This window comes from Bradyrhizobium niftali (assembly GCF_004571025.1).
GTDB lineage: Bacteria > Pseudomonadota > Alphaproteobacteria > Rhizobiales > Xanthobacteraceae > Bradyrhizobium > Bradyrhizobium niftali.
Window position 1 is genome coordinate 77,899 of record NZ_SPQT01000031.1, and the last position, 23,760, is coordinate 101,658.

Sequence of the window (23,760 nt, forward strand, 5' to 3'; positions counted from 1 at the left end):
CGATCATGAAACTCGCTCTGGCAAGTTCGCCCGCCTCGGTCGAATCGGCGCCGAAACAACCGGCCATTCAAGTCTCGAACCTGAGCATCGTTTTTGACTCCAACCGCGGGCAGACCATCGCGGTGGATCGCGTTTCCTTTGACGTGGCGCCTGGCGAGTTCGTTTGCATCGCCGGGCCGTCCGGCTGCGGCAAGTCGACGTTGCTCAACACGATCGCCGGACTGGAAGTGCCGTTTGAAGGCGACATCCTGGTCGAGGGCTCGCGTGTCTACAGCCCGCGACCCGATGTCGGCATGGTGTTCCAGCAGCCGCATCTTTTCCCCTGGAAGTCTGTCCGCAGGAACATCGCCCACGGCCCCAGAATGCTCGGGAAGTCCAGGACGGAAGCGAATGCCATCGCCGACGACCTGATCGCGATGGTCGGTCTCAAGCGTTTCGCCGACGCCTATCCGAACACGCTGTCGGGCGGCATGCAACAGCGCGTGGCGATCGCGCGAGCGTTGGCCAATCAGCCCCGCGTGCTGCTGATGGACGAGCCCTTCGGGGCCCTCGACGCGCAGACCCGGGCGGTGATGCAAGACAATCTGCTGGAGCTGCGCGACCGGATCAAGGCGACGATCGTGTTCGTCACGCACGACATCGATGAAGCCATCGTGCTGGCCGACCGCGTTCTCATCATGAGCGCGGGACCCGGCCGCATCCTGCGCGAAGTCGCGGTCAAGCTGCCGCGCCCGCGGTCGAGTTATGTCATGGTCGAGCCAACCTATCTCTCCCTCAAGAAGGATTGTCTCGACGTGATCCGCGCCGAAGGGCTGCGGGCGTTCAATCAGTCGGACGCGAGCTGATCGCCCGGAACTCGGACATCGCCCGCAGCGCGCTGGCATGGTTCTTGAATAATCGTTGCCGGGTCTCACCGTGGAGCCGGCGATGCACAGGGCGAATAGCGCGATAGCGGCAGGCGTGATGCTGGCCGAGTCGGACAATCTCGTCAGGCCGCTGCCCGGCTTGCTGGATGGTCTCAACCGGGCTGATTGCAATCGGTTGCGTGCGATCGGACGCGAGAAGGCCCTGGAAGCCGGCCAACTGGTTTGGTCTCAGGGCGACACACAGGCCGGGATCTACCTGATCAGCGAGGGACGCATCCGCAGCTACTATGCGGCGCCGTCGGGGCGCGAGGTCACGCTCGCCTACTGGTTTCCCGGCAACTTCGTCGGCGGCCCCGACATATTCGGAACGGGCCCGCACATGTGGACATCGGTTGCGGCCGAACGCAGCCGGTTGACGTTCATGCCCGGACCGGCGCTGCGGCGGCTTGCGCTGGAATCGCCGGCGATCGCCGTCGCCCTGCTGGATGCCCTGGCATTCAAGGCGCGATGCTATTCGGCGATGGCCCAGATGCTCGGGACGCGCTCGGTGACCGAGCGGCTGCATAGCCTGTTGATCTTCCTGTCGCACGTCTACGGCGTGAAGCGCGGCGATGAGATCGTCGTCGGAATGCCGTTTACCCACGGCGATCTCGCCAATCTCATCGGATCCACCCGCCAATGGGTGACGGTACAACTCGCGCGGCTTCAGGAGGAAGGCGTGATCAGGTACGACAGATCCGTGATTTCGATCCTGGATCTTTCGACGCTCGCACAGCAGGCGGAATAATTCAGCCGCCAGACTTCAATTCGAACGCCGCATTGCCTGCGTTGGCCTCGAACCGCCGCGCCAGTCCGATGAGCCCGCGATCATGCCACGCCGGCGCCAGCAGGGTCACGCCCATGGGCATGCCGTTCGGCAATGTCGCGTTCGGAACCGCCACGCCGCAGAGATCGAGAAGATTGGCAAAGTACGAGTAGTAGCCGAGGCGATTGTTGAGGGTGATCGGATCGCGATCCATCTCCTCCAGTGTGAACGGCCGCGGTGCGGTCGGGACCACCAGCGCATCGATACCAGCAAAGATCGCCTCGGCGTCGCGGCGAAGTCGGTGCAACCGGTGAATGGCACCAAACGTGTCGATCGCTGAATAGCCGGCGGCTGAGCCCAGCACGGTCCTCGTGACATCAAGCAGGGAGCCGGAATCGATGTCCATGAGCGAAGCGATGGCCGAGTGCCGCTCCGCGACCCAGGGTCCGCTGAACATCAACTCCCCGGCCTGGCGGAACGGGGCGAAGTCCACCTCGATCGCGGTCCCTCCGATCCGCGTGAAACGCTCGCAGGCGCGCTCATAGAGCTCGCCGCATTCCGGCATGCCGAAGCATTCGAGATCGGCGGACGCGATGCGGCCGAACCGGAACGATGGCGCCGTCCCTGTGGCGAAAGAAGCGGCCCTGGGCAAGCGGCTGTAGGGGTCTTCGAAATCGAACCCTTCGATGATGTCGATGATCGCCTCGCCGTCGCTGACGGTATTGCAGAACACCGAAACGCAATCGATCGTCGGGCAATTCGGCACCAGCCCGCGCGATGACACCAGCCCAACGGTCGGCTTGATTCCGACGATGTTGTTGAAGCCGGCAGGTATGCGGCCGGACCCGCCGGTATCGGTGCCGAGCGCGAACGCGACGTGCCCGGCCGCCACGGCGACCGCGGACCCGGAACTGGAGCCGCCCGAAACATAGCGCGCATCGGCAACCGACGCGCAGGGGCCATAGGGCGAACGCGCGCCGGACAGGCCCGTGGCGAACTGATCGAGATTGGTCTTTCCGAGGCAAATTGCGCCGGCCGCGGTGAGGCGTTCGACGCTGTGCGCGGAATGCCAGGGCGCGTAGCTGAACGCCGGGCATGCGGCCGTGGTCGGCATTCCCTCGACATCGATATTGTCCTTCACACCGAAGGGAATGCCGAGCAGCGGAAGATTTTCGCCCGTCCGCGCGCGTGCCACCAGCTTGCGGCATTCTTCGAGCGCCTCCTCCCGCGGGCGGAGATAGATCCAGCAATTGCGGTCGCGCTCGGCCTCGATCCGGTCGTACGCCGCTTCGATCGCCTCCAGCACCGAGGACGAATTCCTGGCGATGGTTTCGTGATTTGTCCTGGAGCGCGCGACAGACTGACTCACCGAATATCTCCTTCGCTAACCGGCAGGCGCGAAATTGCGGGAGCTCTGCATGGGCAACAAGCAATTAAGTGCTTCGCCCAAATGGTCGGCCGTATCAGGATATAGGCGGCTCAAAGAAAAAGGCGCCGTGCCAGAGGCACGACGCCCTTGTTGTTCAATTCGCTCGAGATCAGTTGGTCTGCTGGATCGCCGACAATTCCCACTGGCCGCCGGTGCGACGGGCGAACGTCCAGACCTCGGTCGCCTCACCCGGCTGCTCGCTGCCGGCAACCACCGCGCCGGTGTTGCGGTCGAGCGTCTTGTCGGTGAGCGCGAAGCGCAGCGCCACCGTGGCGTAGTCGGTCTCGCCCTCGCGCCAGGCTTCCGCGAGGTCGCCCTGCAACAGCTTCACGTTGGTGACCTTGTTGACGACGTTGCGGGCGCGGTTCTGGCCGAGGTCCTGCTCGAAATAGGAGACCATTTCCGGCGTCGCGAGCGTGTGCAGCTTGGCCACGTCCTCGTTCGACCATGCGGTCTGGACATCGCCGAGCAGGCGCTCGAACGCTTCATAGTCATCAGGCTTGATCTCGAGCGGCGCGTTGTTGGCGCCGAAACCGAAGCCGCCAAGTCCGCCGCCAAGACCACCACCAAGGCCGCTGCGATAGGTCGGCTGCGGTCCGGGACCGGCACCCGCATCAGCGTTGGCATAGGCCGCCTGCGGCGTGTGGCGGCGCTGCCACCACGACATCGCCAGCCGCACCACGAACACCACGAGCACGATCTGGATGATCAGGCCCAGGATGGACGACAGGCCGCCAAGGCCACCGAACAGGCCGCCGCCGAACAGCATGCCGAGCAGGCCGGCGCCGAGGAAGCCGGCCGCGAGGCCGCCCATGAAGCCGCCGGCACGGCCGAACAGGCCGCCACGCGCGGGCGCGGCCGCGGCCGAATTCATGCCTGCGCCCGGCTGGGTGTAGGTGCGGTTGAACTGCGAGGTCGAGCCCGGCGCGGTCGTGGTCGACGGCGGCGCCGAATAGGTGCGCGAGCCGCGCGAACCCGACGACATGCCGCCACCGACGCGCGCGTCGGCGGACGAGATCGCCAGCGCTGTCGGCAGCGCAAGCGCCAGCACGACGGCGATTGTCTTGAAGAAACTGCGGGAGCGTTGCGAGAAATTCATGTTCGTTTCCCAAATCCCCGGCATGGGGACGTGTCCCTAAGATGGGCAGCCAGCGCGAAAAGTGAAGCCGGTTTCGGAACTTGTAGCTGCGGCCCTCAGTCGCGGGGATGTGGCAAAAGCCCATATTTGGCGGGGGTTTGGCCGGGCGCGCGCGCGCGGGGGGCCATGGTCGCCGGGTACCGGTGGCTTTAGGGCCAGAATTCCGCTTTTTCCTCGTCATTGAGCCCTTGGGTCAAAGCAATCCAGTCTGGTTCCGCGAGACAGTCTGGATTGCTTCGCGGAGCCTGTCATCGGGCCGCGCTTTGCGCGGACCCGTTGGCTCGCAATGACGGTGTTGGGACAATTGCGCGCTGCCTCCTCGATGTCGTCCTGGCGAACGCCACCCATTACCCCAAGAGGCGGTTTGGCGAAGACTGGTCGTTCGGGATTGGCAGCGCGCGCAATCGATGGATCACGCGGTATGGGTCCTGGCGTTCGCCAGGACGACGGCGGAGATTGCCGCGCGGTGTGTGCATCCACGCGCAGCCCTCACCCCTGCTTCGTCATCGTCTCCTTCACCGCCGCCACGAGCTGGCTGAGCGTGAACGGCTTTGGCAGGAAGTCGAACTGTTGGCCTTCGGGCAGGCTCTTCTCGAACGCGTCCTCGGCGTAGCCGGAGACGAAGATGAACTTGATGTCGGGGTTCTTCTCGCGCATCGCCTTCAGCAGCGTCGGGCCGTCCATCTCCGGCATCACCACGTCGGAGACGACGAGATCGATCGCGCCGCTCTGCTCCTCCAGCATCTCCATGGCCTCGACGCCGTTCTCGGCCTCGACCACGGTGTAGCCGCGCGAGCGCAGGCCACGTGCGTTGAGCGCGCGCAGGCCCTCCTCGTCCTCGACCAGCAGGATGGTGCCCTGTCCCGTCAGATCGGTGCGCGGCTTCGCTTCGGCCGCCGCGGGCGCGGCTTCCTTCGCAGCGCCATTGGCCGCGCTGACCACTGCCGCGGGCTGCTCGACCTGCACCTCCGGCTCGGCGTGATGGCGCGGCAGGAAGATGTGGAACGAGGTGCCCTGCCCCGGCTCGGAATCGACGTAGATGAAGCCGCCGGTCTGCTTGACGATGCCGTAGACGGTGGAGAGGCCGAGGCCGGTGCCCTTGCCGACGTCCTTGGTCGAGAAGAACGGCTCGAAAATCTTGTCGCGGATGTCGGCGGGGATGCCGGTGCCGGTGTCGGCGACCTCGATGCGCACATAGTCCGCTGCCGGCATGCCCTTGTAGGCGAGCTTGCCCGCATCCTCGGTGGCGACATTGGCGGTGCGGATGATCAGCTTGCCGCCATCGGGCATGGCGTCGCGCGCGTTCACCGCGAGATTGACGATCACCTGCTCGAACTGGGAGACGTCGACCTTCACCGGCCAGAGGTCGCGGCCGTGGATCAGGTCGAGCTTGACCTTCTCGCCGATCAGGCGGCGCAGCAGCATGGTGAGGTCGGAAAGCGCATCGCCGAGATCGAGCACCTGCGGCCGCAGCGTCTGCCGCCGCGAGAACGCCAGCAACTGCCGCACCAGCGTCGCGGCGCGCGTCGCGTTCTGCTTGATCTGCATGATGTCCTGGAACGACGGGTCGGTCGGCTTGTGCGCGTTCAGCAGGAAGTCGTTCGCCATCATGATGGCGGAGAGCACGTTGTTGAAGTCGTGGGCGATGCCGCCGGCGAGCTGGCCGACCGTCTCCATCTTCTGCGACTGGTTGATCTGGTTCTCCAGCGCGCGCCGCTCGGTGGTCTCGAGCATGTGCACGATGGCGGCTTCCGCGTCGTTCTCGGCCGCGTCGACCGGCGTGACGAAGAACTGGCCCCAGCGCTCCTTGGTCCCTTCCAGTGCAACCTCGACCGGTGCGATGTCGGCCTTGCCTTCGGCGGCCTGGTTGATGGCCGTGATCACCAGGTGGCGGTCACGTGAATTGATGGCGCGGAAGATCGACTTGCCGGCGCTGTCGAGACCAAGGCCCTGCGCGAGCTTGGCGTAGCGCGCGTTTGCGCGCACGACGTTGCCGCCGCGGTCGACGGTCGCGATCGCCATCGGCGTGTGGTCGAAGAAGCGCATGAAACGCACTTCGGCGGCGCGGTCCGGATCGCTGCGCTCGTCGCGGGCGCGGCTGATCACGAGCGTGCGCGACGGCCCCGGCGCGCCGTCGGCGCCGAAGGCGAGCTTGTGATAGAGCCGCACCGGCATGGTCTTGCCGGTGCGCATGCGCAGGTCGATGTCGAAAACCTCGGTCTTCACCTCGCCCGGCACCGCCACGATCGAGCTGAGCAGCGAAGCGCCGTCGCCGGAGACGATGTCGGCGAGCTTCAGCCCGCCCGAGCCGATCTCGGCGAGGTCGTAGTCGAGCCAGTTCGCCAGCGTCGCGTTGACGTAGGCGAGCTCGCCGGCCGGATTGACCGAGAAGAAGCCGCAAGGCGCGTGATCGAGATATTCGATCGCGTGCTGGAGTTCCTGGAACACGTCCTCCTGGCGCTCGCGGTCGCGGGTGATGTCGGCGATCGACCACACCGCGTATTTCGCCTCGCGCTTGCCGGTGCCGAGCGGGCGCACCCGCATGCGCAGCCAGCGGCCCTGGCTGCCGTCATGGCCGGAGATGCGCACCTCTTCCTGCTGCCGCTTGCCTTCGCGGGCGGCTTTCAGCAGCCGGAACACGGCTTCGGAGACGTCGGGATTGCCGATGAAGACGCGCTCGACGGGGCGCACGTCCTGCGGGCCGGTGGCACCGGTCAGGGTCAGATAGGCCGCATTGGAATAGACCACATGGCCGCGCGGATCGGTGACCGCCAGGCCGTCGAAGGCGTGATCGGCGATCCGCCCCATCACGGGGTCGTCGAGACTACGGTCGACGAAGCGGATGATGCCGGCGGCGAAGGCGAACAGGTTGAACAGGCCGACCATCGCCAGCACGGCGAGGATGCCGAGGATATAGGGCTGCGCCTGCGCGCGGCCGAGCGTCATCAGCCCGACGGCGACAGCGACGAGGCCGGCGGCCACCAGCAGCACCAGCGCAATGCTGCCCGAGCGCGGCGACGGCTCGTGCGCCGCAACGGGCTCGCGTGTGAGGTCGTGGTCGGTCTCGGCGGTCATTTCAAGCTGGCACAGCCTGTCGGCAGAGAATCAACGCGCTATGGGGCGCGTGGGGTCCTCCCTGCCTGAATCGGACCCGCAGGCGCAAGGGCAGCAAGGGCGAAAGGTACGCTGATTCCCAGATTACGGCCATTTCCGGTACTTTTCGGGCATTTTATCCCCGCCCGGCGCCGAATCCGTGCTTCAGGCGCATGACGTAGCCGATGACCTCGGCGACCGCATGGTAGTGCTCGGTCGGGATTTCCTGGTCGATGTCGACGGTGGCGTAGAGCGCGCGGGCCAGCGGCACGTTCTCGACGATGGGGATGGCGTGCTCGCGCGCGATCTCCCTGATCTTGAAGGCGAGATTGTCGACGCCCTTGGCGACGCAGATCGGCGCCTGCATGCCGCGCTCGTAGGACAGCGCCACCGAATAGTGGGTCGGGTTGGTGATGATCACGGAGGCCTTGGGAACCGCCGCCATCATGCGCTTCTTGGCGCGCTGCTGCCGCAGCTGCCTGATCTTGCCCTTGATGTGCGGGTCGCCTTCGGACTGCTTGAACTCTTCCTTGATCTCCTGGAGCGACATCTTCTGCCGCTGGAACCAGCTTCGGTACTGGAAGAAGTAGTCGCCTATGGCGATGATCGCGAGCGCCGCGACCACCGCGCCGAGCAGATGAATGGTCAAGCTGGTGGTGGCGCCGAGCATGGCGGCCGGATCGAGCCTGACCATCGCCTCCATGCGATGCCGCTCCGGCCACAGGATCGTGGCCATGACCGCGCCGAGCACGATCAGCTTGCCGAGGCCCTTCAGGAAGTTCGCGGCCGCCTGCTTGCCGAAGATGCGCTTGAAACCGGCCGCGGGCGAGAGCTTGCTGAACTTGGGCTTGAGGGATTCGGCCGACCAGACCAGGCGGTGTTGGAGCATGTTGCCGGCGATGGCCGCCAGCACCAGCATCAGCAGGGGCACGCCGACCGCCGCGAGCACGGCGAGTTCGATCTGCTGCACCAGCGCGAGCAGGGCCCTGCCGTCGGTCTTGATCATCCAGGAATTGGCGAGCAGGTTGCGCATCGGCGTCACCAGCCCGCTGCCCACCGAGCCCGAGAAGGTCGAGACCACGAGCGTGCCGCCCGCGATCATGAACCAGGTGTTGATCTCCTGGCTCTTGGCGACGTCGCCGCGTTCGAGCGCCTCGTCGAGGCGTTTTTGCGTCGGGTCTTCTGTTTGACTGTCTGGATCGTTGTCTTCCGCCATCGATCCCCCGTTACCTGAGCGGCATCATCTGGTGCATGACACCGATGAAGTAATCCAGAAATGTGCCCATCATCGCCGTGAGCACCACGGCGAGCACCAGGAAGCCCACGAAGATCGACAGCGGCACGCCGACGAAATAGACCTGCATCTGCGGCATCAGCCGCGCCAGCACGCCGAGCCCGATGTTGAAGACGAGGCCGAACACCAGGAACGGCCCGGAGAGCTGCAAGCCGAGGCGGAACGCGGCGGCGAAGGCGCGCGTCGCCAGCGAGGCGACATCGCCGCTCGACACGGTCTCGCCGGGCGAGAAGATCGCATAGCTGTCGTTCAGCGCCGCGATCACCAAATGATGGCTGTCGGTGGCGAACAGCAGCGTCACCCCGAGCATGGTCAGGAAGTTGCCGACCAGCACGCCCTGCTGTCCCTGCGTCGGATCGACCGAGGTGACGAAGCCGAGCCCCATCTGCTGCGCGATCACGGAACCCGCGACCTGGAGCGCCGACAGCGTCACGCGCGCCGTTGCCCCCAGCACGATGCCGATCGCGATTTCATGCAGCATCAGCACCAGAAGCGGCGCTAGCGAGCCCATGTCGACCTGATAGGCGCTGCGATGCAGCGGCAGGATGATCAGCGTGAGCATGAGCGCGATCGACAGCTTCACCCGCGTCGGGATGTTGGTCTCGCCCAGGCCCGGCAGCAGCATCACCATCGCGCCGACCCGGGCGAAGACGAGCATGAAGGCCGCCGCAAGCGCCGGCAGCAGCGAGACGTCGATGCGCATAATCCACGCATCTTGCCTCAGCCGCCGATGATTCGCGACGAGATCCGCAGCATGTGGGCGTGGAGCGCGTCGGCCATGAACGGCAGCGCCAACAGCATTGTGGCGAAGATGGCCAGAATCTTCGGCACGTAGATCAGCGTCTGCTCCTGGATCTGCGTCAGCGCCTGGAGCAGCGACACGATCACGCCGACCACGAGGCCGACCACCATCAGGGGCGACGACACGATCACGATCGTCCAGATCGCATCGCGCGCGACGTCGAGGGTCTCGGGTCCGGTCATTGCAGAATTCCTTGTTCAAGCTTCATCCCCGCCACCGCGACGAGGAACCGATGCCCTCTTCCCCGTCATTGCGAGCGAAGCGACGCAATCCAGACTGCCGCTTGCGGAAAGATTCTGGATTGCTTCGCTACGCTCGCAATGACGATCGGGAGCGAGCAGGGCCGAAAATCAGATCGGCATCTTCATGATGTCTTCATACGCCGAGATCACGCGGTCGCGGACCGAGACCAGCGTGGAGACGGCAACGTCGGTGTCGGCGACCGCCGTCACCACGTCCATCACGTTGGCCTTGCCGGCGGCCATCGCCACCGTCTGCGCGTCGGACTTGCGGCCGGACTCCATGACGCTGCCGACGGCGTCTTTCAGGAGCGAGGCAAAGGACTGCCCGCTCGCTTCGCCGCCCTTGCCGGCGCCGCTGTTTTCCAGCACGCGGGCGAGATTGGCATAGGCGTTGGCTGCGATTGTCGGTGATGCCATGGCTCAAATGTCCTGTTCAGCTCTTGAGGATGTCGAGCGTGCGCTGGATCATCCGGCGCGTCGCACTGATGATGTTGAGATTGGCCTCGTACGACCGCTGCGCATCGCGCATGTCGGTCATCTCGACCACCGAGTTCACGTTGGGATATTTGACGTTGCCGGTCGCATCGGCGGCCGGATTGTTCGGTTCGTATTTGGTGCGGAAGTTCGACTGGTCGGGCTTGATCCTGCCGAGGGTGACGACCTGCGCATCGAGCGTGCGGTCGAGCGCGGAGGAGAAGGTCGGCACCTTGCGCCGGTAGGGCTCGCCGCCTGATGTCTGCGACGTCGAATCCGCGTTCGCGATGTTCTCCGAGATCACCCGCATGCGCCCGGCCTGCGCGCGCAGGCCGGAGGTCGCGATCGCCATCGAGCGGGCAAAGTCGCTGCTGTCATTCGCCATGATGCGCCTCCTCTAGCTCTTCCGTTCCAGGATCATGCTCTAGCCCTTGCCGATCGCGGTCTTGAGCAGATGCAGGCTCTTCGAATAGAGCGAGGTCGCCGCCGCGTAGTCCATCTGGTTGCTGGCGGCCTTCATCATCTCCTCTTCGAGATTGACGGCGTTGCCCGCAGGGCGTGTCTCGAAGCCCGCATTCTTGTTCTGGTCGAAACCCGAGGCCGCACCCGATGGCGTCATGTGAGACGCGCTGGTGACGGTCATTGCCAGCGGGCCCATCGACCCCGTGACCGCGCCAGCCTTGTCGAGCTTCGGCTCGACAAGGTCGCGCGGCCGGAATTTGGGCGTGTCGGAATTGGAGACGTTCTCGGACAGGACGCGCTGGCGTTCCTGATGCCACTGCATCTTGGTGCGAAGCGCCGACAGCACCGGGAGGTCGTTGATGGACATCGTCGCGGCTCCTTCCGCCTCCTCCGGATCCAGGGTCCGAAGCTAGGCAGAATTTGCCGCCTGTATGGTTAACAGGTGGTTAAGGATGCCACAGATGCATGTCCCGCGCCGGGACAGGAATTCGTTCCCCCGTGATTCTACGCCTCCAAAAATGGCATTAACCCAATCGCTTGGCGGCACATGCACAGCCCAAGAAGTCATTTTGGATCGAGCGATTCATAGGTTATTAAGAGTTGGGGACGGCAAAACTTGCCGTGGGACGTTAGGAAATCGCAGTTTGGGGCATCGTAGGCCGGTGGTTGGCGCGTCTGACCATGGGCACGAGAAGAGCGCCATTTCTCGGGGACAAGTATGCAAGGCAGCCCTATCACCTTCATCGTCGCGTTCATCGTCGTTCTGGCGTTGATCGGCGTCGCTGCATGGCTGGTTCGCCGATTCGCCAGCAGCCGGCTCGGCGCCAACACCCAGCGCGGCCGGATGCCCCGGCTCGCCGTGATCGATGCCGCCGCCGTCGACGGCCGGCGCCGCCTGGTGCTGGTCCGACGCGACAATGTCGAACATCTCCTGATGATCGGTGGCCCGACCGACATCGTCGTCGAGCCCAACATCGTGCGCGCCGCGCCCGGCCGCGACCAGCTTCCGCAGCGTCCCAACTCCGCCGAACCGCCGCGCCTCGCCCCGATGCCGGATGCCGGCGGCTGGGCCGACGAGACGCCGCGGCCCGAAATGCTCGATCATCCCGAGCCGCAAATGCCCGAGCCGCCGCCGCGGCCCGCACGCCCGTCCTTCGCCGACGAAGTACGCCGGCCCGCGCCCGCACTGGCCGAACGCCGCAGCGAGCCGCCACTGGCCGGCTTCCCGCCCGAGCCGATCGCGCGCCCCGAGCGCGAGCCGCGGCCTGAGCCGCTGCCGCTACCGCCGCGCGTTGCCCGCAACGAGCCGCCGCTGATGCCGCGTCCGCCGCGCCAGAGCGAGCCGGCGAAGGTGCCGCCGGTGCGCGCCGAGCGCGCGGTTGCGCCGCCTCCGCCGCCTCCGCCGGTGCCGCAGGCGCCGCCCGTTGCGCCGCCGGCCCCCACTCCTGCCGCGCCCTCGAGCGCCGAGCAGAATCTGGCCGAAATGGCGCAGCGGTTAGAGGCTGCGCTGCGCCGTCCGGCCGGCGAGACGGTCGCGCCGCCGGTTGCGCCGGAGCCGCCGGCCGCTCCTCCGCGTGCGGCGCGCAGCGAGCCGCCGGCACCACCGGCCCCGCCGCCGAAGCCTGCCCCGGAAAAGACCAGCTTTGAGAATCTCGAAGACGAGATGGCCTCCCTGCTCGGCCGTCCGAAGCCGTCTTCGTGAGGCTGCCGGCCCTCCCGCGTAGAGTTCTTTTTCTTTCTGTCCTGTTCAGTGCGGCTTCGCTCGCAAGCCTCGCGCATGCGCAGGACATCAGCATCAATCTCGGCGGTCAGGGTGGCGGCGGCGTCACCGAGCGCGCGATCCAGCTCATCGCGCTGCTCACGGTGCTGTCGATCGCGCCGTCGATCCTGATCATGATGACGTCGTTCACGCGCATCGTGGTCGTGCTGTCGCTCCTGCGCACCGCGATGGGCACGGCGACCGCGCCGCCGAACTCGGTGATCATCGCGCTCGCGATGTTCCTCACCTTCTTCGTGATGGGGCCGGTGCTGCAAAAATCCTACGACGAAGGCATCCGCCCGCTCGTCGCCAACCAGATCGGCGTCGAGGATGCGCTCCAGCGCGCCTCGGTCCCGTTGCGCGGCTTCATGCAGAAGAACGTGCGCGAGAAGGACCTCAAGCTGTTCCTGGATCTCTCCGGCGAACCGGCGCCGGCCACCCCCGACGAGCTCGCGCTCCGTATCCTCGTCCCCGCCTTCATGATCTCCGAGCTGAAGCGCGCCTTCGAGATCGGCTTTCTGCTGTTCCTGCCCTTCCTGATCATCGACCTCGTCGTCGCCTCCGTGCTGATGTCGATGGGCATGATGATGCTGCCGCCGGCAACCATATCGCTGCCGTTCAAGCTGATCTTCTTCGTCCTCGTCGACGGCTGGTCGCTGGTGGCGGGAAGCCTTGTGCAGAGCTACGGGGGATGAGGCGGACGTGGGTGATGCCAGCGACGCATCCCCACCGCCCCCAATGATAGCCTCCGGCCCCTCCCCGTCATTGCGAGGAGCCCTTGCGACGAAGCAATCCAGACTGTCCCCGCGGAAAGATTCTGGATTGCTTCGCTGCGTTCGCAATGACGGAGGATGCGGCGCCGTTCCCGGCCGCGCTCCACGCGGCGGCAGGGTCCCTACCGCGTCATCTTGATCTGCCGCACGGCGGGGATCTTCGGCAGCGAGCCGGTGTGGTCGGTCTCTTCCTTGGCCTGCGGCCCGGATGGCGCGCGGGCGGTGGCGTCGGGGAAGCGCTGCTTCATCTCGCGCAGGAAGCCGTCGAGCGTGTCGACGCTCGCAGCCAGCTTCGCGATCTCGGCGAATTCGGCACTGGAAGCCGCGGCCGGCTTGCTGGCGATGTTGAAGGCGAGACGGTCGGCGCTCTCGCTCATCAGCGGCGCGTACTTCTCGCGGAAGCGCGACAGGCCGATCGAATCGTCGGCGAGCGCGTAGCCGACGGCGGCGCGGATGATGTCGCTCTTCTCCACCGCATTGAGCGGCTTGAAGTCGCGGAAGCGCTCGCCGTAATAGAGCTCGATCTGCTCGGCGGACTCGCGCCAGCGCCGCGCCGCCCAGAAGATGTCGGAACGCAGGCGGAGCACCTCGCGCCCGGAGACGTTGGAGACGATGTCGAGCGCGAGATCGTGCCGGCCGACGTCGCTCTGCGCCCGGGCCTCGAGCAGCAGACGCTGCTGCCTGAGCTCGCCGGAGAGATCGCTGATGCGGCTCGCGCGCAGCGCCGAGATCGCCATGTCCGGCCTGCGGTTGGCGAGATAGATCATGGAAAGACGCGCGGCGACCTGGGCACGCGCGGCGCCTTCGAGGCGGTGGTCGACCTGGTACTGCAGGAGCTCGGCGGCCTGGTCGAGCAGGTCGATCGAGGCGAGACGGTCGGCAAGACGCCGGATCAGCTCGTCGCCGCGGCGGCCGATCGGCGTCAGCTCGCGGAACTCGTAGAACATCCCGAGCGCCTCGACCGGCGGCAGTTCGTCACCCTTGGGCCCCAGGAAGATCTGCGTGAACAGGTCGGAGGCGAGATCCTGCGCCTGGCGCGAGGGCTCGGCATTCGGCTGCAGCTTCGTCGCGGTGCGCGCCGCTGTGAGCGCGTCCCGGTAGCGCCCGTTCTCGGCATAGATCTGCGACAGCATCTGCAGCGTCTTGACCTCGATCGCGTCGCCGCGCCAGGTCATCGACAGCGTCTCGAGCTCGCGAAGCGCGTCTTCCTTGCTGATCTCGTCGCGCTTCTGCCGCAACGCGACCTCGAGCTGCTTGGCCTCGGCCGCGGCCGGCCGGTCGCTCGAGCCGACCGCGAACCTGTAGTCGTCGAGCGCATCCCTGTCGTGGCCGAGCGCCTCGGCGAGCCGGCCGCGCAGCACGGCGAAGCCGGGCGCAGCCTCGGGCGATACGCCGACGATCTCGAGCTCGCTGCGCCGCTTGGAGGCGCCGGCATAGTCCTTCACTTCGAGCGAGGCGCGCATCGCGTCCATCGTCACGATGCGCTGGATGTCGAGCGGCAGCGAGGCGATGGCGAATTCGACGTTCTTGAACTTCTCGCGCGCGTCCGCCCATTTGCCCTGGCGCGCGTAGGCGAGCGCCTTCCAGAGCTGGGAGTCGTGGCTGTTGCCGATCACGGGATTGGCGAGGTCCTTCAGGCCCTGCGCCGGCCGGCCGATCAGGATGCTCGCGATCGCATGCATGATCAGCGTGCCGCTCTCCTCCTTGTTGAGCGGATCGCTCAGCATCAATTCGGTCACGGCCTTGGCCTCGTGATACATCGCGCGCGACATGTAGAACTGCGCGAGGTCGAGCCGCGGCAGCGAGCGCAGCGCCGGCTCGACGGCCGAGATCGCCGTGATGAGGTCGCTCTGGCGCGTCATGAAGTTTTCCGACTGTCCCTTGCGCCAGCCTTCGGGGCTGAAGATCGGGCGCACCGCGGTCGGGGCGCGCTCGGCAGAGATGTCGACCGGCGACAGCGTCAGTCCGCCCTTCTTGCCGAGAATGACCTTGTCGGATCCGACCTCGACGCCGACCTCGTCGGAGTTCGGCCGGATCGCGATGCCGTGGGCGGATTCCAGCAGCGAGAGATCGACGAGGTCCTGACGCTTGATGAAGCCGCGCACCGGCCGCTGCGCGGTGACGACATAGAGCATGTCGCCGGCATCGGGATCGGTGAACTTGTGCAGCACGCCCGGATTGGCGAAGGGAATAGCGATGTTGGCGAGCGCGGGGTCGGTGATGTTGCGCGACATCATCAGCGGCAGCGGCGTCGCCTGGATCTTGTCGGCAAGCGTCAGCAGCCAGTTGGTCTCCTTGCCGACCTCCTCGCTCGTCAGCGAATAGACCAGCGGCCGGGTGAGACGGATGCGCACCGCCTGTCCCTTGTCGAGGGGGATGCGGCCGACCTCGCCGATCATCGCGCCGCCCTTGGCGCGGATCGCCTCGACGTCGATCGGCTTCGGCGTGTCGAACACCAGCCAGATGGTGTCGCCGCGGCGGAACGCCGCCGCGGGCGTTGCGACCTGAAGCGGGAACGTCACCCGCAAGCCGTCGCTGTCGCGGCGCGCATCAACGCTCGGTGCGGCCGGCTGCGGCGCGGCCGGCGCCTCGGCGGGCGCAGCTTTGGCTGCTTCCTTGACCGGATCCCTCGCCGCTTCCTTCACGACCTCCTTGGGCGCCTCGGCCATTGCGGGCTTGGCAGGCGCGGCCGGAGCTTCGGCAACAGGCGGGGTGGGCCTCGAGGCTTCCTTGGACGTTTCTTTGGGCGCTTCCGCAGCTTCGGCCGCAGGAGGCTGCGCCGGTTTCGGCGCTTCGGCGGCGGGCATCGCGGCAGGCGCGTCCGGCTTCGCCTCGGGCTTGATATCGATCCTGGCGTCGCGCGCGATCGTCTCGGAGGTCGGCGGCACGACCTCGCGATGGGCGTCATTCTTCTCGGCCGCCGGCTTTTCCGCGGCCGGTGCCGGTCCATGGCCCTGGCTGGCAGGCTTGGCCTGCGCAATCGCAGCCTCGGGCGTCGCGGCCGCCTTACCCTTGTCCGGCTGGAAGGAGACGTCGACGACGTAGTTCTTCTCGTCGCGGAAGGAGTGCACGTCGGAATCGCCGATCAGCGCGATCTCGACATTGGTCTGGTCGATGTCGGCCTTCTGCTTGATCGAGGCGACGTTCGGCGGCGCCGCGACGACCGCGTCCGCGAGGTCGAAACTGAGGTTGGCGTTGAAGGCCAGCGTGAGCTTCTGCTCGTTGAGCACGGAGGACACGCCGACGCCGTCGGGCATCTCGAACACGAAGCGCACGAAGGTCGGCTGCACCGAGGCGCGCACACGGATCTGCGGACGCTTCTTGGTCTCGGCTGCGGCGCGCTGCGCACGCAGCGCCCGTTCGGCGACGCGCGCGCGCTCGGCGAGTTCCTTGACCACATCCATGGGCAGGCTCGGCGGCGGTCCCTTCCAGCCTTCCGGCAACAGGTCGATGAAGGTGCGCTCGCCGGCATTCATGGTGTTGACGGTGACGCGCCGCGCCAGCGACAGGCGGATGGCGCCGCCGTCGGGATCGCGGCGGGCGGAGTTGACGTAGTCGGGCGCGCCCTCCGGAACCCGGTCGACGGGAACGTCGACCGGCCGGTCGAAGCGGATGATGAGAATGGAGCCGGCCGTCGTCACCTCGGAGGGAACATCCTCGCCGAGCTTGATCACCAGACGGGCAAAGCCGCCACCAGCCGAAAAACTGGCCTCGCCCCGGATCGGGTCCGCCCGCGCCGGGCTTGTGGCGATCAGGCCGACCAGGAGGATGGTTGCCAGCGCAGGTGCCTTACGGACATGACGCGACAGCCCCCACGCCAGGGCGCGGGCTCGCGACACAAATCCAGCGGCAGCCTTCTGCGCCATTGGCGGCACTTCTTCCGGTTCGACGACCCATACCGGCACATGGCGCCGGCCCATGGCGTCGAATGTAGGTTTTGCCAATTAAGGACTTGTTAATGCTGTATTGGCGAATTGATCCCGCGCAGTGCGTCGCGACGCCTTGCGTGCGGGCTGAGGCGTTCGCGCTCCGAATTTGGAGAGCAAGTGGTTAAGGAGATGTTAACGCCCCGACGTCACCGGCGCCGGGCGGGACCGGCGCGGCGTGCACCGCGGCCGCCGTCTCAGCAAATTCCTCTGCGATGATCGACGAGCCAGAGCCGGTCGTGAACTCAGTCGTGACCGACGCCATAATGCGCGAACTCGTCGCCGATATTGCCCTGAATTGTCTTTGCAGCCGAAATGTCAGCATCTCCGCCAATCGCGTCGCCCTGCTTCAGCTTGGCAAGCCCGCGGCCAAAAAGCGCGCTCGCCAATTCCGGGGCGGCTCGCAAGGCAGAATTGTAGTCGGCGATCGCCGCACCGAACTCGCCCATCCTCAGGTGAATCAGCCCGCGCGTGTCGTACACGGCAGCGCTGGTCGATCCGGATTGAAGCGCTCTGTCACAGTCCTCCAGCGCGGCCTGCCAAGCACCGAGTAGCGCCCGGGTCCAGCATCGTCCGCTCCATGCGGCCTGCGAATCGGGCTGGAGACGAACGGCCTCGTCGTAGTCATGCGCCGCGCGCCGGTGGTCATTTTTCTTCAGGTAGGCTCCGGCGCGGTTGACGAAGGCGGCGCCATAGTCGGGATCGAGCTTGATCGCATCGTCAAAGGCCTCGATCGCGAGCTGATATTCGCCTTTCCTCAAGTAAGCCACACCGCGGTTGTTGAAGGCCTTTGTGTACGTCGGCTTGAGCGCGATCGACTGATCAAAATCGCGGATGGCTTTGTCGAAGTCGCCCTTTGCGGTGTAGGCATTGCCGCGATTGTTATAGGCGATAGCCAGAGCTGCCGTCGTCCCCTGACGCGCCTCGATGAAAGCCGTGCAGGCAGCGATCCGGGCATCAAGCGAGATGGTACCTACCCCGTTGCAGGGTTCAATATGACTGAGATAGCTGCTGTTCACCTTGGAATTCTGGGCTGCGACTGGCAAGCCAACCAACAGCAGGACGCCAATCGCCACTCCGCTTTTGACGACGGACGATCTTGATTCCATGTCAGGCCCCGTCCTCTGAGATCTGGCGATTGCGCGGAGGCTAGAACCAGCGTCAGCACCCGCGGCAGATGTTCAGATTGAGCTTGTGCTCCGCCCTTTGCTCGGGTCGCGGTGCCCCCGTTACGCCGGACTTCTTCGAATATTTGTTCTTGCCCTCTTCGATAAGAGTGGAGAACCTGGTGGTTCCGTCATCCGAGATTTCGACGTGAGGTGTGGTGCCTCGAACGCCCATCGTCGCGACCGGCGTTTCGATCTTCATGTCACCGGTCTTCGCAACCTGGCCGGCAACAAAAACGAACGTCCCCTTGGTCAGGCTGAAGATCGTCGAATTGGACTTCCCGGCTGGTTCGTAGACATATTCGTCCAACGTCATGCGGGTGTTGCTCGACAAGTTGAACGACGTCCCATCCACGAAGTTGATGCCGACCCGACTGTCGGCACCGGTTCGAACCACATCGCCCAAATAGACCGGATCGCCAATCTTCGTCGGGATGGATTCGCCCGGGACGTTGGCCTGGACAATGACGGCTCCCACATGCTCGATGATGACCGAGCCATCGGCTGCCACAACTTTCCCGATTGGCTTCGACGACGAGTCCAGAACGGCTCGCCGCGGAGAATCGTTCTGCGCCTGGACTGGGTTGAGTGACAAGCCGGCCAGCGCAAGGACGATACCTGCCACGAGAACAGTCGCTGCGTGAGTGCCCATGGCTCAACCCTTTTTTGAAGACGTTGTTTTGAGCATCGGAACGGCTCCGACGGCGTCGGCGAGACCATCGCGCATTATGGCAGAGCAGCGGCAACAAGCCACGACGGCCAAACCGACTATTCCGGAGTAATCCGAATGGCTGATCGCCGTGCCCGAAAGAGCCACTATCCCTGCCAGGTAATTTCAACCAGCTTTTCGCCCGTGCCGTCGGGTGAAACGACAGCAATTCTGCCGTGACATGCCTGGGCGGAATTCTCGGAAAACCACGACCTTCAGCGGGCCTGACTGAGGTTGCCGGCGCAAAATTGCTCCCGATCACGTGACGCGGCAAGCCAGCAAAGATACGGCGACGTCTGAGGTCGACCGCTTGTCAATCGAGGTCGAACAATGTCCGTCACGCCCGCTGGAAGGCCCGGGGACGAGTCTGAAACCGCTGCGGTCAGGCATCACCGCGTGAAGGCGGCCACAAGCGGCTCTCTCGATGGACCCGTCGCGCAGACTCGCGAGCGGGCCTCTGCCGGCCGCTTCGGGATGCTGTCGCTCACGGCATTGTTCTTCTCGATGATCAAACAGGCCCAGGCCGCAGACCCGAACGTGACGTTCCTGGATGACGACGCCATCACTTACAAGGATCTCGCGCACGGTGCATTCGAGCTTGTGACCAAGGAGCCGATCCCGCGGCACATCATCGTCGAGGATCCCGGCGAGACAATCGTCCTCAAAAAGGTAGGATCCACGATCAGTGTGAACCAGGTCACGAACTCTCTCGCCCGAATGGAGGAGTTGCAGACCGCACAACAGGACGCGCTCGCCAATCTTCAAGGGCCCCACGGCTCGGGCACGCCTCCCTTCGTCAAATCCCTGCCGCTGCAGCCGATCAATTTCATTCCGCCCGACGCACCCGCGCCGCAAGATTTGCTGAAGCCTTTGGTTTTCACCCCTGAGCCTCTCATCGTACTACCACCGCCGACGCTGAACACCGGAGCCGGGCCGGCCGAACTCGATACCGTGGTGTTTGACTCATTCACTGCGACGAGCGGAACGTTCGCCGCAAGCAGCACCAACAGCGGCAAGCTGACCTTCGGCGTCGTCGGGGCGAGCGCCGGCAACACGGTCCTGGACGGAGTGACATACGATCTGTCGAAGACGAGCCCCTACGGGACGCTCTACGTCAACAGCACGAGCGGCGCCTATACGTTCGTGCCCGACAGCGCCGCAATCAACGCGCTGACAGCGCCTACGACCGACGGCTTCGTTGTGACTGTTTCCGACGGTTCCACCTCTGCCAGTCAGACCTTCACAATCACCCTTAACGGCGTCAACGACGCTGCATTCATCTCCGGAACCACGACCGGCTCGGTTGTCGAGGCTGGCGGCACCGCCAACGGAACACCCGGCACGCCGAATGCGACCGGCACGCTCACCGACACCGACGTCGACAATCCGCCCAACACCTTCACGGCAGTGAGCTCGCCAAGAGCGAGCGCCGGCGGCTACGGCGCCTTCACGATGACGGCGGCCGGCGTGTGGACCTACATCCTGGATGACACCAACGCCGCGGTGCAGGCGCTCAATGCGGGCGATACGCTGATCGACAACTTTACGGTGACCGCCATAGACGGCACCCCCCAAGTGGTGACGATCACCATCCATGGGGCCAGCGACGCGGCCATTATCTCCGGCTCGTCGGCCGGCTCGGTGATCGAGGCCGGCGGCGTTGCCAATGCAAGCCCCGGAACACCCACTGCAAGCGGCACGCTCACCGACGCCGACGTCGACACGACCTCAAATGCCTTCACGGCGGTCGGCCCAACGGCAAGCGCGGGCGGCTACGGCACCTTCACAATGACGGCAGCCGGCGTGTGGACCTACACGCTCGACAATACCAACGGTGCGGTGCAGGCGCTCAATGCCGGCGAGGCGCTGACCGACACGTTCACAGTGACCACTCTGGACGGCACCCCCCAAGTGGTCACCATCACCATCCACGGCACCAACGACGCCGCCATTGTTTCCGGCACCACGACCGGTTCAGTGACCGAGGCGGGCGGCGTCGCCAACGGGACGCCCGGCACGCCGGCTGCGACGGGCACACTCGTCGCCGTTGACGTCGACAATACGTCCAACATCTTCACGGCGGTAAGTTCGCCAAAGACAAGCGCGAACGGCTACGGCACCTTCACGATGACCGCCGCCGGCGTGTGGGCCTACACCCTCGACAACGCCAACGCCGCGGTGCAGGCGCTCAATGTCGGCGACACGCTCGCCGACAGTTTCACTGTGACTGCCATCGACGGCACCCCGCAACTGGTGACGATCGCCATCCACGGCACCAACGACGCCGCCATCATTTCCGGCACCACGACCGGCTCAGTGATCGAGGCAGGCACCGCTGCGTCCGGCATTCCCGTCGCGACCGGCACGCTCACCGACACAGACGTCGACAATACGCCGAACACTTTCACGGCAGTCGCCTCACCAACTGCGAGCGACGGCGGGTACGGCACCTTCACCATGACGGCAGCCGGCGTATGGACCTACACACTCGACAACAACAACAGCGTGGTTCAGGCGCTGGACCCGGGCGATGCGTTAACCGACACTTTCACGGTGACTGCGATCGACGGCACGACGCAATCCGTGACCGTCACCATCCATGGTGCCAGCGACGCAGACCCCAACGATTTTGACAACCTCGCCACGGGGTCCGTCGTGATATCCGATCCCCCCAACGTGTTTGGAACGCCGGGGAGCGAAACTATCGCGGGAGGCGGCAACGAAGGTCAGATTATCTACGCGGGAGCCGGCAGTGATACCGTCAACGGTACGGGCAAAGCCGACATTCTCTATGGCGGCTCCGGCAATGACACGATCAAGGGCAACGACGGGGATGACACGATTTACGGTGGTTCGGGCAACGACACCATCAATGGCAACAACGGCAGCGACACCATAACCGGTGGATTTGGTGCCGACCACCTCACGGGTAGCAATGGGAGCGACCGTTTCGTCTATCTATCCGTGGCCGATTCCAACGCCGGCCAGTTCGACACCATTACCGATTTCGCGTCGGGGTCCGACAAGATCGACTTGACGGCTCTCGGCGGGCTTGGCTTCGTTCTCCTGGCCTTGAGCTCATCAAGCACGACTGTGCCGGCTCATACGATCGCCTGGCTCTACGACAGCGCGGCCAATGAGACGATCGTGTATGTCAACCCGAGCGACCAGACCCTGCACATTGGCGATTCCAGCCTGATCGAAATCCATTTGCAGGGAATTGCGACCATCGACGCGTCGGATTTCATCGTGACGCCGGCGGCGGCCGCTGTGCTGGCGGCCGACAGTGGGCCGCTCGATCTCAGCGCAACGACACAAAGCGACGCCACCGCCGTGACGATCACCGATTCGTCCGACACCGCTCTCAGCGACGGCACGCTCCTCGCTGACTGGAACGCGACGGACAGATCAACCGCCCAGGCCTCCGGCGTTTTTGCCAGTTCGGACCAGTTTGGATGGACCGAATATCCGAGGTTCGCCAGCTCGGACGGCGTGCAGCTGCGCACGACCGAGATCACCGACAGTGCCGCGGTAACGACCTCACCGACCGGGCTGTCCGCGATCTTGCACGATGTGGCCGCACCGACGGCGACCAGCTTCGTCTTCGATCATCTAACGGTGCCCGACAGCACCGATACGACGATCGGAAAAAATGACGTGATCGCCGGAAGTGCCCCCACGCCTGACGTTGCTTTCGCGGCGCTCCACGATGCGGCCGAACAGCTCGCCCGGCGCGGGCATACGCTGGAGAGCGGCGACAAGGACCATGGTGCGTCGGCTCCCGAAAGCGCCCACAATGCTGCTCATGCCCACGGCGGCCCCAATCATTCGCTTTCAAGCGAGGCAGCCGGACAGCACGACGTGCCCGGACACGGCCCGGCGGGTGTCGATCCGCCCTCTACTGCTCATGCGGCGCCCGCCGGTCCGCACCAGTTCGGCGACTCCTTTGACTTCAAGGATGGCGCTTCGCATGGCCAGGGTTCAGAGCACAGCGTAGAATTGGATGATCCCCCGGACCCGTCCGGTCATCACGAACACGCCGGGAAAGTCCACGGATCCGCGGCGGCGTCAATGCCTGAACTGCCCCCGCCGCACATTGACCAGGCTCACGGGGCAGGCGCAGCTGGCGTTCTTGTGCTGCACGATCTGATCGTGTGACGTCCGCACGGCGACCGTATCTTCAGTGTTGTTTTCCCGCGCAATCCGGCGCGGAGGAATCCTCTCGCTCGAGACCCGCGTCATCATCAGCGTCGCCGTCTTCCCCTTGCGGCGGCAACACATGTTGATGGCTAAGTGCGGATGTCCAGGCGAGCGTCATCGCCGCGATGAGTAGCCGATTGACGGCTTCGATTGCGCGTTCTGCTGCGGACGAGTAGTTCATGGCTTCTCTCCCCGCTGCGGATCTACGGATGGCAGAAGCCTAGGACGAATGCTTCGGCGCCACTGTACTCCACTTCACATTCGTACGCGTCAACTCATCGCATCCTCAGAAGATGCCGCTTGCTCCGGCTGCATCCGCAACGCGAGTCGGACTTGGTTGCCGGACACGCGCGCACAACCTTAGGGGTGTTGCGGTCCATCGACGACTCTGAATCAGATGCGATCATGGCGATGCGAATTCGATTGGTCAGCCTTTGGGGGGCAATCAATGAGCGGAGAAGCCAACTGCATTGTATGTAGCCGGGCAAGAGCAGTCGTAGCCGTCTTTCCAATCGCGCGGGGCTATGCACTGAAGGTGTACGAGTGCTCCTGCTGCCACAGCACCCTGCATCTCGTGACTCGAATGACGAAGGCTGCGCTGATCAGGCAGCACTGCGAGACC

The 23,760-nt window shown here is 65.2% G+C and carries 18 protein-coding genes; 5 read left to right on the plus strand and 13 right to left on the minus strand.

Going from position 1 to position 23,760, the window contains the following annotated elements; translation table 11 throughout:
- The first annotated feature begins 5 nt into the window (after positions 1-5).
- Together E4K65_RS37755 and E4K65_RS37760 are read left to right on the plus strand one after the other, a co-directional pair.
- On the plus strand, positions 6-845 hold the full coding sequence (locus E4K65_RS37755) for an ABC transporter ATP-binding protein (RefSeq protein WP_209312131.1): 840 nt from the start codon (positions 6-8) through the stop codon (positions 843-845).
- Positions 846-927: 82 nt separating this feature from the next.
- Positions 928-1,653 carry a Crp/Fnr family transcriptional regulator gene (locus E4K65_RS37760; RefSeq protein WP_167771471.1) on the plus strand — a complete coding sequence of 242 codons (726 nt, stop codon included), beginning with the start codon at positions 928-930 and terminating at the stop codon, positions 1,651-1,653.
- 1 nt (position 1,654) lies between these two features.
- Here the strand turns inward: E4K65_RS37760 and atzF are convergent, their stop codons facing one another.
- From atzF to flgB, 9 genes are all read right to left on the minus strand, one after another.
- A complete protein-coding gene (gene atzF / locus E4K65_RS37765; protein ID WP_135178413.1) occupies positions 1,655-3,040 on the minus strand; it encodes an allophanate hydrolase in 1,386 nt (461 codons plus the stop codon).
- A 169-nt stretch (positions 3,041-3,209) separates the two neighbouring features.
- On the minus strand, positions 3,210-4,223 hold the full coding sequence (locus E4K65_RS37770; protein WP_135178414.1) for a Tim44 domain-containing protein: 1,014 nt from the start codon (positions 4,221-4,223) through the stop codon (positions 3,210-3,212).
- Between the two features lie 504 nt (positions 4,224-4,727).
- Positions 4,728-7,313 carry a cell cycle histidine kinase CckA gene (gene cckA, locus E4K65_RS37775; RefSeq protein ID WP_135178415.1) on the minus strand — a complete coding sequence of 862 codons (2,586 nt, stop codon included), beginning with the start codon at positions 7,311-7,313 and terminating at the stop codon, positions 4,728-4,730.
- 154 nt (positions 7,314-7,467) lie between these two features.
- Positions 7,468-8,547, minus strand: a complete 1,080-nt coding sequence (gene flhB, locus E4K65_RS37780; RefSeq protein WP_135178416.1) for a flagellar biosynthesis protein FlhB — start codon at positions 8,545-8,547, stop codon at positions 7,468-7,470.
- A gap of 10 nt (positions 8,548-8,557) precedes the next feature.
- On the minus strand, positions 8,558-9,328 hold the full coding sequence (gene fliR / locus E4K65_RS37785) for a flagellar biosynthetic protein FliR (protein ID WP_135178417.1): 771 nt from the start codon (positions 9,326-9,328) through the stop codon (positions 8,558-8,560).
- 17 nt (positions 9,329-9,345) lie between these two features.
- Positions 9,346-9,609 (minus strand): flagellar biosynthesis protein FliQ, encoded by a 264-nt coding sequence (fliQ, locus tag E4K65_RS37790; protein WP_135178418.1) that lies wholly within the window; start codon positions 9,607-9,609, stop codon positions 9,346-9,348.
- A gap of 168 nt (positions 9,610-9,777) precedes the next feature.
- Positions 9,778-10,086 (minus strand): flagellar hook-basal body complex protein FliE, encoded by a 309-nt coding sequence (gene fliE / locus E4K65_RS37795; protein ID WP_027548527.1) that lies wholly within the window; start codon positions 10,084-10,086, stop codon positions 9,778-9,780.
- Between the two features lie 16 nt (positions 10,087-10,102).
- Positions 10,103-10,528 (minus strand): flagellar basal body rod protein FlgC, encoded by a 426-nt coding sequence (gene flgC / locus E4K65_RS37800; protein WP_135178419.1) that lies wholly within the window; start codon positions 10,526-10,528, stop codon positions 10,103-10,105.
- A 39-nt stretch (positions 10,529-10,567) separates the two neighbouring features.
- Complete coding sequence (gene flgB / locus E4K65_RS37805; RefSeq protein WP_027548526.1) at positions 10,568-10,972, minus strand: flagellar basal body rod protein FlgB; 405 nt, start codon at positions 10,970-10,972, stop codon at positions 10,568-10,570.
- A gap of 351 nt (positions 10,973-11,323) precedes the next feature.
- Here flgB and E4K65_RS37810 point away from each other — a divergent pair, with 351 nt between their 5' ends.
- Together E4K65_RS37810 and fliP are read left to right on the plus strand one after the other, a co-directional pair.
- Positions 11,324-12,307: a flagellar biosynthetic protein FliO gene (locus E4K65_RS37810; protein WP_135178420.1), complete on the plus strand. Its 984-nt coding sequence runs from the start codon at positions 11,324-11,326 to the stop codon at positions 12,305-12,307.
- Positions 12,304-13,059, plus strand: coding sequence for a flagellar type III secretion system pore protein FliP (gene fliP, locus E4K65_RS37815; RefSeq protein WP_027548524.1), 756 nt, complete (start codon positions 12,304-12,306; stop codon positions 13,057-13,059). The genes E4K65_RS37810 and fliP overlap by 4 nt, the downstream gene beginning before the upstream one ends.
- 200 nt (positions 13,060-13,259) lie before the next feature.
- On the opposite strand, the gene E4K65_RS37820 is transcribed toward fliP, so the two are convergent.
- The 3 genes from E4K65_RS37820 to E4K65_RS37830 all read right to left on the minus strand — a co-directional run bounded on the left by E4K65_RS37820 (position 13,260) and on the right by E4K65_RS37830 (position 18,854).
- Positions 13,260-17,003 (minus strand): tetratricopeptide repeat protein, encoded by a 3,744-nt coding sequence (locus E4K65_RS37820; protein ID WP_167771478.1) that lies wholly within the window; start codon positions 17,001-17,003, stop codon positions 13,260-13,262.
- Between the two features lie 305 nt (positions 17,004-17,308).
- On the minus strand, positions 17,309-18,172 hold the full coding sequence (locus tag E4K65_RS37825) for a tetratricopeptide repeat protein (RefSeq protein WP_135178421.1): 864 nt from the start codon (positions 18,170-18,172) through the stop codon (positions 17,309-17,311).
- A gap of 52 nt (positions 18,173-18,224) precedes the next feature.
- A complete protein-coding gene (locus E4K65_RS37830) occupies positions 18,225-18,854 on the minus strand; it encodes a FecR family protein (RefSeq protein ID WP_235885913.1) in 630 nt (209 codons plus the stop codon).
- Positions 18,855-19,412: 558 nt separating this feature from the next.
- Here E4K65_RS37830 and E4K65_RS37840 point away from each other — a divergent pair.
- A complete protein-coding gene (locus tag E4K65_RS37840; RefSeq protein WP_235885915.1) occupies positions 19,413-23,096 on the plus strand; it encodes a VCBS domain-containing protein in 3,684 nt (1,227 codons plus the stop codon).
- Positions 23,097-23,118: 22 nt separating this feature from the next.
- Here E4K65_RS37840 and E4K65_RS37845 read toward each other — a convergent pair whose 3' ends face one another.
- Positions 23,119-23,319, minus strand: a complete 201-nt coding sequence (locus tag E4K65_RS37845; protein WP_135178424.1) for a hypothetical protein — start codon at positions 23,317-23,319, stop codon at positions 23,119-23,121.
- Positions 23,320-23,760: the final 441 nt, after the last annotated feature.

Bases quoted from the DNA above. Each gene is read 5' to 3' on its own strand.
- fliE (WP_027548527.1), bottom strand. From the start codon at position 10,086: ATGGCATCACCGACAATCGCAGCCAACGCCTATGCCAATCTCGCCCGC.
- E4K65_RS37810 (WP_135178420.1), top strand. From the start codon at position 11,324: ATGCAAGGCAGCCCTATCACCTTCATCGTCGCGTTCATCGTCGTTCTG.
- E4K65_RS37825 (WP_135178421.1), bottom strand. From the start codon at position 18,172: ATGGAATCAAGATCGTCCGTCGTCAAAAGCGGAGTGGCGATTGGCGTC.
- flgB (WP_027548526.1), bottom strand. From the start codon at position 10,972: ATGTCCATCAACGACCTCCCGGTGCTGTCGGCGCTTCGCACCAAGATG.
- E4K65_RS37770 (WP_135178414.1), bottom strand. From the start codon at position 4,223: ATGCCGGGGATTTGGGAAACGAACATGAATTTCTCGCAACGCTCCCGC.
- cckA (WP_135178415.1), bottom strand. From the start codon at position 7,313: ATGACCGCCGAGACCGACCACGACCTCACACGCGAGCCCGTTGCGGCG.
- E4K65_RS37760 (WP_167771471.1), top strand. From the start codon at position 928: ATGCACAGGGCGAATAGCGCGATAGCGGCAGGCGTGATGCTGGCCGAG.
- E4K65_RS37845 (WP_135178424.1), bottom strand. From the start codon at position 23,319: ATGAACTACTCGTCCGCAGCAGAACGCGCAATCGAAGCCGTCAATCGG.
- flhB (WP_135178416.1), bottom strand. From the start codon at position 8,547: ATGGCGGAAGACAACGATCCAGACAGTCAAACAGAAGACCCGACGCAA.
- E4K65_RS37755 (WP_209312131.1), top strand. From the start codon at position 6: ATGAAACTCGCTCTGGCAAGTTCGCCCGCCTCGGTCGAATCGGCGCCG.
- E4K65_RS37840 (WP_235885915.1), top strand. From the start codon at position 19,413: ATGCTGTCGCTCACGGCATTGTTCTTCTCGATGATCAAACAGGCCCAG.
- flgC (WP_135178419.1), bottom strand. From the start codon at position 10,528: ATGGCGAATGACAGCAGCGACTTTGCCCGCTCGATGGCGATCGCGACC.
- E4K65_RS37820 (WP_167771478.1), bottom strand. From the start codon at position 17,003: ATGGCGCAGAAGGCTGCCGCTGGATTTGTGTCGCGAGCCCGCGCCCTG.
- fliQ (WP_135178418.1), bottom strand. From the start codon at position 9,609: ATGACCGGACCCGAGACCCTCGACGTCGCGCGCGATGCGATCTGGACG.
- fliR (WP_135178417.1), bottom strand. From the start codon at position 9,328: ATGCGCATCGACGTCTCGCTGCTGCCGGCGCTTGCGGCGGCCTTCATG.